A 13861-nucleotide genomic window follows, 5' to 3' on the forward strand; every position below is an offset into this window, starting at 1 on the left:
CTTATCTTCTTATACCAAGTAAAGTTTGAAGCATCTCATCAACCACAGTAATAATTTTTGCATTTGCTGTATAGGCTGCTTGAAATTGAATCAAATTTATCATCTCTTCATCACTATCAACTTTTGTTAATTGTTCATAACTAGCTTCAAGTGATTGAACAACTGCAGTTTGCGTTTCTTTTAAGAAATCATTGTTTTCTTTATCCGATGAAATATTTACTCTTACTTCTTGAAAAAATTCACTAAAAGATGATTTCTCTTGTGTACTTCCATCTTGGGCAAACCCATCAAAATCAATATCATCTTTCCACTGCATAGAACTAATATAATCTAAATCTTCTTGATCTAAATCATTTACCATCTCTTCATTAAACACTAATGTTTTTACAGTACTTCCACTAAAAAGCCCTAAGGTTTCTACAGTTTTCGTACCATTATATGAATCTGTTGAAATATTTCCATAGGTATAACTTCCATTATCTTCAACAACATACTTACTATAAATATCACTTAATGCGGAAGCTAATGAATCTAATTTATCCTTATAATCTATGATTTTGTTATTTGGTGATGTAGTAGTTAAATTTTCTAATTGTGCTTTTATAATACCCGAGTTTACATTCACCTCGCTATCATAAACTGCTAAATATACTTTATTTTCGGCATCCACACTTTGATAGTCATCTTTAAATATTGTATCATTTCCATCTGTAGCTGTTGTGATTGAAATTCTTCCTATAAAAGAACCATCTGTTCCATCTTGGTTTGCTTCAACTACTAAAAACTTATCAGATGAAAATAAATCTATTTTATTTCCATCTTCATCAACTTCATAATTACCATTAAAAGCAGTAACTTTTTCAGAAATATATGTATTATGATTTATTTCATATTTAAGGGCTCTAATAAAATTAGTTTCATCAATTTGATCTGCAACACCATCATTATCTAAGTCAACTTGATTTCCATTTGCATCAAGAACATAATCTCCAAAAGTTACTGAAACTTCATGGGTGTTATCAAATTTATAAGTTATAGTTGTATCAACATCAGATAGACCTGTTCCTACAGTTCTTTGCACATTTATACTATCACCGGCATCGGGAAAATTAACTGTATTATCAGAATTTGCAGTGTATGTTCCATCCCCATTGTCAGTCCAGTTTGCACTTCCTGAAATAAATGTTGTTAAATCACTATCTGCATCTGTTGTAATTGTTATTGTATCACCAGTTTTAAAATCAAAACTATCACCATTAGATTGTGCAGTAACTTCAAAAGTTAATACACCCTCTTGGGTAATTTTAAATGGTTCAGTACCATTTATTCCCCCATCGATTAAAACTTTTCCTTCAGTTTCATCATAATCAAGAGCTATTGCTGACTCTCCATTTGGAGTAAATGTGATTCCTGAATCAAGAATCATATTGTTATTAGATGCACCTGTTAAAACCAATTCTTGGATTTCAAAAGTTCTTCCATTTGCAATACTATCAATTGCAGTTCCATTTGCATCTTCAGTTGCAAATCTATCGATTTGAGTTGTGTTATCTTCTACTAGATTAACTTCTCTAATATTTGTATTATATCTAACAGCTATTGCTCCACCAATTTTTAATTGATAATCACCATCTGTTCTATCAACATCTATATCAACTAAAGCAGATAACTCTTTTTCAAGCTGATCTCTTTTATCAAGTAAATCATTTGTAGAATTATTAGATAATCCCATTTGTTGATTTAACTCACCAATATCATTTAATATTGCATTTATCTCTTGAACATTATCTTCAAGTCTGTTATAAGTAATACTTTCTTGTTGCTCTATATTTTCATATAAATTTTGTAAAGAATCTACTAAATTACTACCTGTAGTTTTAAGTGTAGTTTTATAAAGCTCAGAACTTGGTGTTGTTCTTAAATTTTCTACTGCTTGAAAGAATCTATTTAAATCGTTTGAGAAACCCGAAGTATCAGTTTCTTTAAACATCTGTTCTACATTTCCAACAATAGATGAGATTTCATCATAATAACTATTTTTAGTATTCTCTTTCATTATGTTATTAAACATATATTCTGAAGTGATTCTATAAGCATTGTCTGCTCTAACACCACTTCCAGTAAATCTAGAGTCTCCTAAAGTTAATTCACTTAGTTGGACTACCCTTTTTTTGTAGCCAGGAGTGTTTTCATTAGCTATATTATTAGAAACATTTTCAACAGCTATTTTCGCTGCACTAAGCCCAGTTTGGGCTACATTTAAAGATTTTAGCATATTACCTCCTTGACTATTATGGGCATATTATTACTTATTATTACATTACAATTCTTAAAATTAGATTAAAAGGGATAGAAGAAAAATTTCAGTATTTTCCAACCAAAAGGTATATGCATAACATCTTGCTCTTCACCCTCTTTTTCATAAAGTATTTTTAAATTAGCAACTTGTGAAGAATCTACACTATTATCAGGTGTAATATCATAAGGTCTTATAACTCCAGTGATTGTTATTGATTGCTTTTGACCATCAACTAAAATCTCTTTAAAACCCTTTACAAAATAATTACCATTTGCGTATGTTTCTTCAATTATAACTGAAACAGTAGTTGAAAAATCTTCACTTAAACTTGTAGTTACATCACCTTTATTACTAGAAGAAGAACTTGATTCATACCCTAAATTTGTAATTGGATTTATAAAATTAGCAACTTTTTCAGCAACTCCGCCAGCTGTACCTGCAGTTGCAGATAATCCTGTGCTTGAAGCGTTTCTATCTGAAGTAGTTTCCCTTGAATTACTAGTGTTTGACGATAAAGATTCATTTATTTTAATTTGAAGGATATCTCCTATTTGTAAATCTTTTTTATCAGCAAATAAAGATGGACCCTTTAGAGTATATAAAGAACCTTTGTTTCTTTTTACAACAGGAGCAGGTTTAGGAACTTGCATCTCTGGTTTTTTAAAATCTATTTTTGGTTCTTGAGAAACACAACCTAAAAAAAGAAAAGGCATTAAAAAAATTAGTAAACTATTTTTCATTATATTTACTTTCAATAATATATTTTAAATCTAATGCAATTTTGATATCTTTTAAATCTTTTTTGATAAGTGCAGTTGTTCCATATCTAACTTTTAATGCATCTAAATTAGTATCTGGGTCAACAACTATAAGTGCTTTGTTTGATATAAGTTTTACATCAATAACTTTTCGTTGACCTATTAAATCAACTGCAGTTTCAATTTCACGATAGATAATTCGCTCAATTTTTCTACTTTTTTCTTCTTCTTTATTTTTCTCAATTAATTGTAGCTGCTTTTGATTTTCTAACTCTTGCTGTTTTGCATATTCTTCACTCATATGAAAATAGTAATATACAAACATACTTACAACAGCAAGAGCTGAAATAAGCTTAATAAGATTCCGTTTTTTATTATTTCTTTTTACAGCTACAATCATAGTTTTTATTTAATCACAAATGTTGTAAATAATATTTTTTTAATATTATTTCTTTTTATATCATCATTATTTGCTGTAACTTCATTGATAATGTTATTAATATCTTCCATTAACTCTTCTTTTAACAACTCTTTTCCACCAACAGTTAACAATTCTTCAGAACTTCTTGCACTAATTTGTCCAATTACTACATCTACAATTTCTGCCTTATACTCTTCTACTATTGATTCTATTGTAGGTTCTGTACTTTTTAAAGAAAAAGAAAGTTTCATTAATTTTTCTCTTCCTTTAGCATTAGTGATATTTAAAACCAAATCATTTATTGCAGCTTTATATGTTTCGTTAGAATCACCAGCTTCCTCTTTTTTAACCTGCTCAGTTCCTTGTTGCTGTTGACCTGATAATACTCCACTTGAATACAATAAATATCCTCCAGCACCAACTGCAATTAATAATATAACTATTAATGCAATAAGAACTATCATTAGTCCTTTTCCACCGCCAGATTTTTTTACTTCTTCGTTTTCTTCAGCCATAAATCACCCTTCATCTTTATTATTTATTTTATACTCTTGTAACATCTGTGTCAATAAAGAAGCATTTTTAGGACTTAAGTACCTCATAAAAGATGTTACCTTCGCTTCTTTTAATCTTAAGATTATATCGAAAACTCCCTCAAGATTTCCATCACTAATCATTTGATTAAAAATTTCTGCAGCAATTTTAGGCTTCATTTTATTATAAATTGTTGAAATCTTACTATCAACTTCACCTTTTATATCAGATAAAAGTTTTTTATTTTCATCCCGTAAAGCTTCAATTTGTTTCTTTTCGCTTTCTACTTTTTTTAGTAATGTTTCTAACTCTTTTTTTCTTTCTTGATACTCTTTTTCTTTTTTATTATAAAAATTGTTAAGTTCTTTTTTTAATTCTTTAACTTCTATTTTTTGCTTAATTAATGCGGCACTACTAACTCTTTCCTCTTGGGCAAAAGAGAATGAAAATAATAAAATTGTTGCTAATATTAACCTATTCAAAAATTCTCCTGTTCACTAATATATTTACTTTGGATATATTCACTTGCGGCTTCCTCTTCCATATAAAGAACCTTTCTAAAAGCTTCATCTTTTTGCTCTTTTAGAATATAAGCATATTGTTCTGTTTGCTTTTGCAATTCAACAATTTCTATAACTAAACTCTCAACTTGTTTTTGTAAAACAATTTTTTCATTATTAAGCTTTACAATATGCTCTTTCATAGTGTTTTTATGAATTGCTAATACTGCAAAATCTGATATAGCACCATGTTTTTGAACTGAAGTTGTATTAATTTTGTTTTCTGTAAACATAATCTCATCCTCAATACGAGAAATTCTTGCCATTAATTGACCCTTTTCAATTAATTTCTGATCAGTTTGCATTTTTTTTAATTCATGGAGCTTTTTTATCATATTACTGTCCAAAAGTTAATATCAAACCCCACAAATCTGTGGTATAGGTTTTGATATTATCACCTATCCAAGGTAATGAAATAAGAATAAAAACTGAAACAAATATAACTTTTGGAACAAAAGTTAATGATGCATCTGAAACTTGTGTTACTGCTTGAAAAATTGAGATTATAAGACCAATAACCATACTTACTATAAGTGATGGCAAACCAAGTATTAAGATTATTTTTACTGTATTTTCTGCAATACCAATTAAATCCATACTAATCTTTAACTTTTACTGTAATCTCCAGCGTTTTGTTATTTAATAACTGTGAGATTAGTTTTGCTATATCATCTACACTTGAACTACCAATATCAATACTTTCTGATTTATTATCTTTTTGTAATTCAGTTGTTTGTACTTTGCTTGGAAGTGGTTGAGTTGACAACTCTTCATTATCTAAACCATCTAAAGCTGCTAAAATATCAGCTTCATTTAATGCATCAAATTCTGCAAATTCATTGGGCATGTCAACTCCTTGAGTATTCTCTTCTTTTTTTTCTTCTATAATATCAAAATCTTCTTCAAAACTCAAATCTTTAATGGAAGATAAAATATCTTCATCTTGATTATCTTCTGAATTTTCAATCTCTTTTTCATCTATTTGTTCAATAAATGAAGATAAATCATCAATCTCTTCTATTACTGGTTCTATTGAGGATTTTTTTTCATTCCTATTAGATAATAGATTACTTAGTTCATCATCTAATTGAACATAATTTTTTTCATCACCCTCATCTTTTTCATATGCATCTTCAACAATCTCTACAATTGAATCTTGAATATCATTTGATTCTTGTACAAAGGCTTCAGTTTCAAGTTTTTTTATAATATGTTTTGATAATTCTTCCATTGAATCAACGGAGATATCACCAATTCCATGATCCAATAAATACTCTTGTTCTATACCATCTTTTGGTTTGAAAAAATTTATTTTTTGATTTAAAGTATTTTTTTTGATAATTTTTGAATCATCAATTAAATAGATGTTTTTTGGATTATCTTCAATAGCATTCTTTAAACTTTCTAAAGTTTTTAATTCTTTGATTTCACCGTTTTCATCGAGTCTAAACTTTATGTTTGAATGATTTAGTAATTCTTTTATCTCTTTTGTGAAGCTTTCACTTCCATAAATATATATAATCAAAGATAACCCTAAAATTATTTTTTGAAAAAATTATACCTACATTTTATAAAATTTTAGATAAAATATTTCAACAATCTAAGAGGTGTGAAATTGAGGATACTAATAACTTTTTTTTTAATTGTAAATTTTTTAAGTGCCATTACAATAAAAGATATTTCTAATATAGTTGGGATTAGAGACAACCAACTTATTGGATATGGTCTTGTTGTTGGGTTAGCTGGTACTGGAGATAAATCACAATTTACTATGCAATCTTTACAAAATTTACTTAGAAACTCATATATTAAAATACCAACATCATCAATAAAATCAAAAAATATTGCAGCTGTTATGGTGACAGCAGAATTACCCCCTTTTTCAAGACAAGGGGATAAAATAAAAGTTAAGATATCTGCAATTGGTGATGCAAAATCAATCGACCATGGGCAACTTTTATTAACTCAACTTAAAGCTGTAGATGGTCAAGTTTATGCATTAGCACAAGGGGCAATTGTATCAGATTTAGAAAACCCTACAACAGGTTATATCTACGAGGGGGGAACTATAGAAAATGAGGTTGATTATTCTTTACAAGATGAAGATTCTATTACCCTAAGTTTATTTAAAAATGATGCTAAACAAGCCTTTACAGTAGAAGAAAAAATCAATAAAAAATTTGGTCAAAAAATTGCTATGGCTGTTGATACAAGAACAGTACAAGTGAAAAAACCTGCAAATATTTCAACTGTAAAATTTATATATGATGTTCAAAGTATTCAATTAGATTCTGATTTCAAAAAGAAAATTGTTATTGATATGAATAGAGAAACAATAATTGCAGGTGCAGATATACCAATTGACCCTGTTACAATAGCAAGAGAAAACTTTACAATTAGAATAAAAAAATCCCCTTTAAATGAAAATCAATGGGATGATAATAAAGTAAATCCAGGAAAAGATATTGGGGATGATGTAAAACTAGATAATAAACCAATTGCTGTAAATATTGATAACACTTTGATGAACTCTAAAGAAGCTCCAACAGTTTCTGATTTAGTTAGAGCTATGAAAGTTATGAAACTTCCTATGACTGATATAATTGAAACAATTAAAATTATCAAAGAGATGGGCGCATTAAACAATGTTGAACTGGATATAAGAGGATAAGATGGCTGAATTTTTAAGTCAAGATGAAATTGATGCACTTTTAGATATTGCCGAAGCTGGAGAAGATATAGATGCTTCTACAGAAGAACAGATAATATCAAAAGAAAAAAACTACTCTATTTATGATTTTAAAAAGCCAAATAGAATCTCAAATGAGCAATTCAAAGCTTTTTCAACTTTACATGATAAGATGTTAAGGGATTTAATTACTGACCTTTCAGCTATGCTTAGAAAAATAGTTGATATTAAACTTTACTCAATTGAACAAATGACTTATGGTGAGTTTATCCTTTCTATTCCTCAATTAACTTCACTTAATACCCTTTCAATTAAACCCCTTGAAGGGAGAATTGTTATTGAGTGTAACCCTGGTATTTCCCATAAGATTATTGCAGAATTATTAGGAAGTGGTGCAGTTGCTGCAAGTGATAATTTAGATAGAGAATTAACAGAAATTGAAGTAAATATTTTTGAACACTTCTATAAAATGTTTATAAAACATCTTTATAGAGCTTGGGATGAAGTTACAACTTTAAATTTTAAAATTGAATCTAGAGATACAAATGCAAATGCAATTCAAATTATCTCAGACCATGAAATTGTATTACTAGTTGTACTTGAAATAACTATTGATGAAGAATCAGGTTTCTTATCTATTTGTTATCCTATTTCATATATTGAAACCCTATTAAATAAAATTGTTGAAAAGATGTTTAATGAGGGTAAAAATAAAAAAGCTAGTAGAAAAAAAGATATTACAACGCTAATTTCTGGTGCAAAAATGAAAGTTGAAGCAATTATGGCTGAAACAGAATTAACAGTTGAAGAGCTACTAAAAATTAAACCTAATGATGTAATAGTATTTAATAAAAATGCAAGCTCTTCATCTTCAAAACTTTATGTAAATAGAACTGAAAAATTCTTAGGTGTTTCGGGGATATCAAACAATAGAAAAGCTGTTCAAGTGAAATCTAATTTAGACCATGAAAAACAAGAAACTTTAGAAATTTTAAGATTAATGAGAGAAGATAGAATTAAAAAATCACAAGAGTCTAAAGAGAATATCAAAAGACTCTTAAGTGAAAGAGGAAGAAAGTAGTAAAATTTAATTTTACCCTTCAATACTCCAAGCTAAAGTTTCACCTGCATACATTGGTACTACATTTTCACTATTATAAGTGTAAATTTGAGGCACTACAAAATCTTTTTGTACTAGTTTAATAGTTTTCTCTACAGGTTTAAAATCATATATGTTTTGTGCATTTAAACTAACAAATGCATTTAAATTTTCCAGTTTACCATTTTTATCAAACAGTTCAGTTAATACTTGTAAAGCTATAGGAGATGTAAATACTCCAGCAGCACAACCACAACACTCTTTTTTGTGTTTTGGATGGGGTGCACTATCACTTCCAAACATCAATTTAGGATGAGCTTCAAGTGCAGCATTTAATAAAGCATCTCTATCTTCTGGTCTTTTTGCAATTGGTTTACAAAAAAGATGAGGCTGTAACATACCCCCTGCTACATCATCTAAAGTAATTAATAAATGATGTAAAGTAACTGTTGCATATAGATTGTCGTATTTATCTAATAACTCAATAGCATCTTTTGTTGTGATATGTTCCATAATAATTTTTAGATTAGGGAATGAAGAGGCAATAGACTCATAAATAGGCATAAACTCTTTTTCTCTATCCATAACAAATCCATTTGTTTCACCATGGATACATAAAGGGATTCCAAGTTTACTCATTGATTCTAAAGTTGGTCTTAAATTTTCAATATCCATCGATGATACACCAGTTTCAGAATTGGTTGTAATCCCAGCAGGATAAAGTTTAATTGCAATAATTTCATCTTTTATATCTTCTAAAAAAGAGAAAGAATAATCGTCTTTAAAAAATAAAGTTACATAGGGTTCAAAATCATCACCATTACAAGATTCTAAAATTCTTTGTTTATATGATAAAAGGGCTTCCTTTGTGGTAATAGGTGGTACTAAATTAGGCATTATTAGTGCACCTGAAAAGGTATTTGAAGTAAGTGGCCCCACAAGTTTTAACATCTCACCATCTCTTAGGTGAAGATGCATGTCAAGTGGAGAATTAATTTCAAAAGTACGCATATTAAATTGCGTCCTCGTCTTGCTCTCCTGTTCTTATTCTAACAACTTTTTCAACTGTAGAAACGAAGATTTTACCATCACCAATTTTTCCAGTTTTTGCTGAATTTACAATAATATCTATAGTTGAGTCAACTTCTGTTTCTGAAACAATTAATTCTAATTTGATTTTAGGTAAAAAATCAACAACATATTCAGCACCTCTATAAAGTTCTGAATGTCCTTGTTGTCTACCATAACCTTTTACATCAGATACAGTCATACCTGTAATACCAGCTTCCGTTAAAGCATCTTTAACATCTTCTAGTTTAAACGGTTTAATTACTGCTTCAATTTTTTTCATATATCATTTCCTTTTTTTGATTGTCATATTTTAGCAAAACTTAGTTAAATCTAAATTATTACACTCTTTTATATCTAAATTATTAATTAAAATGCTCTTTTGAACTCAGGATAAGCTTCAACACCACATTCATCTACATCAAGTCCTTGCATCTCTTCATCATCTGCTGCTCTTAATGCAACTATTTTATTTATAATAAACAATACAACAAAAGAAACACAAAAAGCAAAAATACCAACTACTACAACACCTTTTAATTGTCCAATAAATGTTATATCATCTCCATTGCTTGCAAAAATTCCAACTGCTAATGTTCCCCAAATACCATTTAATAAGTGAACAGATAAAGCACCAACAGGGTCATCAAGTTTTAATTTATCAAAGAAAGATACTCCAATAACAACAATAACACCACCAATTGCACCAATTAAAATTGGAGTATAAATGTCATATAAATCTGGTCCTGCAGTAATTGCAACTAATCCACCTAAAGCACCATTTAATACCATTGTGATATCAAGTTTTTTATATTGGAAGTACATAATTATTGAAACAATAATAGCACCAGCAAGTCCAGCTGTATTTGTATTCATAATTGTTAAAGCAACTGCATCTGCATTCTCTTTTGAAGCTATTGAACCAACAGAACCTCCATTAAATCCAAACCAACCAATCCATAAAAGAAAAGCACCTAAAGTTACAAGTGGGATATTTGAAGCAGGGATTACTCTAACTCCACCACTTTTAGGGTATCTTCCTTTTCTAGCACCAATTATAATAATAGCAGCTAATAAAGCCCATCCACCAGTACTGTGAATAACTGTTGATCCAGCTAAGTCATACATTGATAAATCTAAAAATGTTCCATCAAGCATATCTGCTCCCCATGACCAATTTACAACAGTTGGATAGATAAAACCACCCATAATTACTGTAAAGATTGCCAAAGGAATAACCTTTGCTCTTTCACTTACACCACCTGACATAATATTAATTACTTTACCAACAAAAGCCATTTGAAAAAGAAAAGCTGCCCATTTTGACATTGAATCACTTCCAAAATCACCAAAAGCAATTGAGTAACCAACAAGTAAAAATGCCATTGATGCAATTGCATAAATCATAGTGTTTACCATTAATACCGCTGAAACATTCTTTGTTCTAACAAGTCCAGCTTCTAGCATAGCAAATCCAGGAACCATAAAAATAATTAACGTCATTGCAAATAGTGCAAAAAACGTATCAATAACATAACTAACTGATTGTAAATCCATATTCAACCCTCAACAATTTTTTTGTAAAGAGCATTATATAGTTTAATAAGATATTTTCAATGATAAGTTTGTATAAAAAATATACAGCGAGATAAATTTTATATCAGTGAAGAATAATTCTCCACCGATATAAAGGGGCTTATACAGCTTCTGAACCTCTTTGTTCAGTTCTAATTCTAACAACTTCATCAACTGGTGTAACGAAAATTTTACCATCACCAATTTTTCCAGTTTTAGCTGATTCAACAATTACTGCTATTGTTGAATCAACATCTTCATCATTTACGATTACTTCAATTTTAATTTTAGCTAAGAAATCCACAACATACTCAGCACCTCTATATAACTCAGAGTGACCTTGTTGTCTTCCGTAACCTTTTACATCAGACACTGTCATCCCTGCGATTCCATTTTCTACTAAAGCCTCTTTAACATCTTCAAGTTTAAAAGGTTTGATAATTGCTTCTATTTTTTTCATTATTTAAATCCTATTCTCTATTAAGCTTTTTTGAACTCTGGATAACACTCAAGACCTGTTTCGTGAATATCAAGACCAGTGATTTCAGTTTCTTCATCAACTCTTAGTCCAACAACTAAGTCTAAAATCTTCCAAACAATGAATGAAACAATGAATACGAATGCACCAATTACAACAATACCTTTGATTTGAGCCATGATTGTTACATCTGGATTAAAGATACCAACTGCTAATGTTCCCCAGATACCTGCTACTAAGTGAACAGATAAAGCACCAACTGGATCATCAATTCTTAACTTATCGAAGAATGGAACAGCAAATACAACAATCGCACCACCAACAATACCTTCAATAAATGCAACTAACATACCTAAGTCTGGACCAGCAGTACAAGAAACAAGTCCTGCTAAAGCACCATTAAGAACCATAGTTAAATCAACTTTTTTGTATAGAAGTTGAGTTAAAATAGCAGCCATTACAGCACCAGCTGCAGCAGCCATATTTGTATCAGCAACAACTAAAGCAATCCCATCAATATCAGCTTTTGAACCTAAAGCTAATTGAGAACCACCATTAAATCCAAACCATCCCATCCATAAAATGAATGTACCTAAAGTTGCAAGAGTTAAGTTTGAACCAGGAATTGGTCTTACTTTACCATCTTTAGTATATTTACCTTTTCTAGCTCCAAGGATTAATACACCTGCTAATGCAGCCCATCCACCAACAGAGTGAACAATTGTAGAACCAGCGAAGTCAGAGAAACCAGCTATTAAACCACCAAGCTCAGTTCCACCCCATGTCCAGTGACCTTGAATTGGGTAAATTACACCTGATAAAACAACAACGAAAATTAAAAAAGGCCATAATTTCATTCTTTCTGCAATTGTACCTGAAATAACAGATGCAGCAGTAGCAACGAACATAACTTGGAAGAAGAAGTCTGCTGCAGCTGGATATCCAGAGTCAGGACCATTTTCCATAGAAATTGTTGAGAAACTTCCCATGAAAGAAGAACCGTCACCATACATTAAGTTATACCCAATGAAGTAATACATAATACAAGAGATTGCAAATAATGCAATATTTTTTGTTAATACCGTAGCATTATTCTTTGATCTTGTAAGACCAGATTCTAGCATAGCAAAACCTGCTGCCATCCACATTACTAATACACCAGAAAATACAAATAGAAATCCATCTAATATGTATTTTAAGTCGTTAAAATTTTCCATATTTTTCCTTTTCAAAAAATGTATGACGAAATTGTAACAGATAAAAACCTGAGTGAATACATATACAGTGTATATTTTTTATACATATATTCCTTAATAATTAGTTAGTGTACATATGTAAGTCTGCTTTTTTTGGTCTCTCTAGATAATTTTATTGAAAAAATAAATTTTAAACGATTTTTTATTAATTTTACATATTTGTATTTTTTAAATAATTGTATATTTTTTATACATTCATTTTATATACAGTGTGTTATAATAAAAAAGGAGTATAAATGAAAGAATATTTAGATGTATATTTTCAAAATAGAAATAAAATTGAAGACTTTATAGAAGAGACTTTTCTAAAAATTGGAGAACTTAAAAATTTAAGAGAAACGGGCTTTAAAGATGTATTTAAACTTTTCCCATCATTGGAACTTGTTTATATTATTGATAAAAAGTCAAAGATGCAAATTTCTCCAAATTATTTTAGAAACTATGAAGATAAAAAAGCTTTAGATGTTTCTAGGGATTATCTTTTAGGAAAAATTAATTTTGATCAAAAAACAAACTCTGCTTTTACCTCAGCTTATGTAAGTAGTGCCACAAAAAATTCTTGCATAACTTTTTGTGTAAAAGAGGAAGATTATATAATATTTTTTGATTTTAAAATAGAAACTATTTTGGAAAGATTAAGTTTAATAGAACTAAATAAACCTTTTCATACTATAACTAAGACTTTTTATTCCATTGCGGGTTATTCGATGTTTGCTTTGTCTTTATTTATAGTTTGTTATTCAATATATGATTTTAGTCATTCATTTTTGATAAAAGGTATTTTCGATTTAGACACAATTTTTAAACCTATTATTGCATTAACTTTAGGTATTGCAATATTTGATTTGGCAAAAACAATTTTAGAGCAAGAAGTGTATTTTAAAAGTTATTCAAAAAACTCTAAAGTTGAAACAAAAATGATTACTAAATTTTTAATTTCAATTATTATTGCTTTATCTATTGAAGCTTTAATGGTTGTATTTAAAATTGCAATTAATGATTATGACAAAATGATTAATGCATTTTATTTGATTGCAGGTATATCACTGATAATGATAGCATTATCAATATTTATTCATTTAACAAAAAAGAAATAAATTATAGTATAATTTAAGAAGGTGAAA

The 13861-nt window shown here is 29.1% G+C and carries 16 protein-coding genes; 3 read left to right on the top strand and 13 right to left on the bottom strand.

Annotated elements, in window-relative coordinates:
- Position 1: 1 nt before the first annotated feature.
- The 8 genes from FDK22_RS08035 to FDK22_RS08070 form a co-directional block, all read right to left on the bottom strand.
- On the bottom strand, positions 2 to 2275 hold the full coding sequence (locus FDK22_RS08035; RefSeq protein ID WP_138152406.1) for a FlgK family flagellar hook-associated protein: 2274 nt from the start codon (positions 2273 to 2275) through the stop codon (positions 2 to 4).
- A gap of 65 nt (positions 2276 to 2340) precedes the next feature.
- Positions 2341 to 3039: a flagellar basal body L-ring protein FlgH gene (locus tag FDK22_RS08040; RefSeq protein WP_138152407.1), complete on the bottom strand. Its 699-nt coding sequence runs from the start codon at positions 3037 to 3039 to the stop codon at positions 2341 to 2343.
- A complete protein-coding gene (locus FDK22_RS08045) occupies positions 3029 to 3457 on the bottom strand; it encodes a hypothetical protein (RefSeq protein WP_138152408.1) in 429 nt (142 codons plus the stop codon). The genes FDK22_RS08040 and FDK22_RS08045 overlap by 11 nt, the downstream gene beginning before the upstream one ends.
- 5 nt (positions 3458 to 3462) lie before the next feature.
- Positions 3463 to 3993 (bottom strand): flagellar basal body-associated FliL family protein, encoded by a 531-nt coding sequence (locus FDK22_RS08050; RefSeq protein ID WP_138152409.1) that lies wholly within the window; start codon positions 3991 to 3993, stop codon positions 3463 to 3465.
- A gap of 3 nt (positions 3994 to 3996) precedes the next feature.
- The gene (locus FDK22_RS08055; protein ID WP_228711667.1) at positions 3997 to 4494 is read right to left on the bottom strand and encodes a MotE family protein; all 498 of its coding nucleotides are present in this window, start codon (positions 4492 to 4494) and stop codon (positions 3997 to 3999) included.
- The gene (locus FDK22_RS08060) at positions 4491 to 4907 is read right to left on the bottom strand and encodes a hypothetical protein (RefSeq protein ID WP_138152410.1); all 417 of its coding nucleotides are present in this window, start codon (positions 4905 to 4907) and stop codon (positions 4491 to 4493) included. The genes FDK22_RS08055 and FDK22_RS08060 overlap by 4 nt, the downstream gene beginning before the upstream one ends.
- Before the next feature lies 1 nt (position 4908).
- Entirely contained in the window at positions 4909 to 5169 is a 261-nt protein-coding gene (locus FDK22_RS08065; protein WP_138152411.1) for a flagellar biosynthetic protein FliQ, read from the bottom strand.
- Between the two features lies 1 nt (position 5170).
- On the bottom strand, positions 5171 to 6097 hold the full coding sequence (locus FDK22_RS08070; RefSeq protein ID WP_138152412.1) for a hypothetical protein: 927 nt from the start codon (positions 6095 to 6097) through the stop codon (positions 5171 to 5173).
- Positions 6098 to 6181: 84 nt separating this feature from the next.
- On the opposite strand from FDK22_RS08070, the gene FDK22_RS08075 reads away from it, so the two are divergent.
- A complete protein-coding gene (locus FDK22_RS08075) occupies positions 6182 to 7243 on the top strand; it encodes a flagellar basal body P-ring protein FlgI (protein WP_420836715.1) in 1062 nt (353 codons plus the stop codon).
- 1 nt (position 7244) lies between these two features.
- Positions 7245 to 8342, top strand: a complete 1098-nt coding sequence (fliM, locus tag FDK22_RS08080; RefSeq protein ID WP_138152413.1) for a flagellar motor switch protein FliM — start codon at positions 7245 to 7247, stop codon at positions 8340 to 8342.
- Between the two features lie 12 nt (positions 8343 to 8354).
- On the opposite strand, the gene pyrC is transcribed toward fliM, so the two are convergent.
- From pyrC to amt, 5 genes are all read right to left on the bottom strand, one after another.
- The gene (gene pyrC / locus FDK22_RS08085; RefSeq protein ID WP_138152414.1) at positions 8355 to 9371 is read right to left on the bottom strand and encodes a dihydroorotase; all 1017 of its coding nucleotides are present in this window, start codon (positions 9369 to 9371) and stop codon (positions 8355 to 8357) included.
- Position 9372: 1 nt separating this feature from the next.
- Positions 9373 to 9711, bottom strand: a complete 339-nt coding sequence (locus tag FDK22_RS08090) for a P-II family nitrogen regulator (RefSeq protein ID WP_138152415.1) — start codon at positions 9709 to 9711, stop codon at positions 9373 to 9375.
- An 86-nt stretch (positions 9712 to 9797) separates the two neighbouring features.
- Positions 9798 to 10985 (bottom strand): ammonium transporter family protein, encoded by a 1188-nt coding sequence (locus tag FDK22_RS08095; RefSeq protein ID WP_138152416.1) that lies wholly within the window; start codon positions 10983 to 10985, stop codon positions 9798 to 9800.
- 139 nt (positions 10986 to 11124) lie between these two features.
- Positions 11125 to 11463: a P-II family nitrogen regulator gene (locus tag FDK22_RS08100; protein ID WP_138152417.1), complete on the bottom strand. Its 339-nt coding sequence runs from the start codon at positions 11461 to 11463 to the stop codon at positions 11125 to 11127.
- A gap of 20 nt (positions 11464 to 11483) precedes the next feature.
- Entirely contained in the window at positions 11484 to 12698 is a 1215-nt protein-coding gene (gene amt, locus FDK22_RS08105; RefSeq protein WP_138152418.1) for an ammonium transporter, read from the bottom strand.
- A 275-nt stretch (positions 12699 to 12973) separates the two neighbouring features.
- Between amt and FDK22_RS08110 the strand changes: the two genes are divergently transcribed.
- Entirely contained in the window at positions 12974 to 13834 is an 861-nt protein-coding gene (locus tag FDK22_RS08110; RefSeq protein ID WP_138152419.1) for a hypothetical protein, read from the top strand.
- Positions 13835 to 13861: the final 27 nt, after the last annotated feature.

Source organism: Arcobacter arenosus (assembly GCF_005771535.1).
Lineage (GTDB): Bacteria > Campylobacterota > Campylobacteria > Campylobacterales > Arcobacteraceae > Halarcobacter > Halarcobacter arenosus.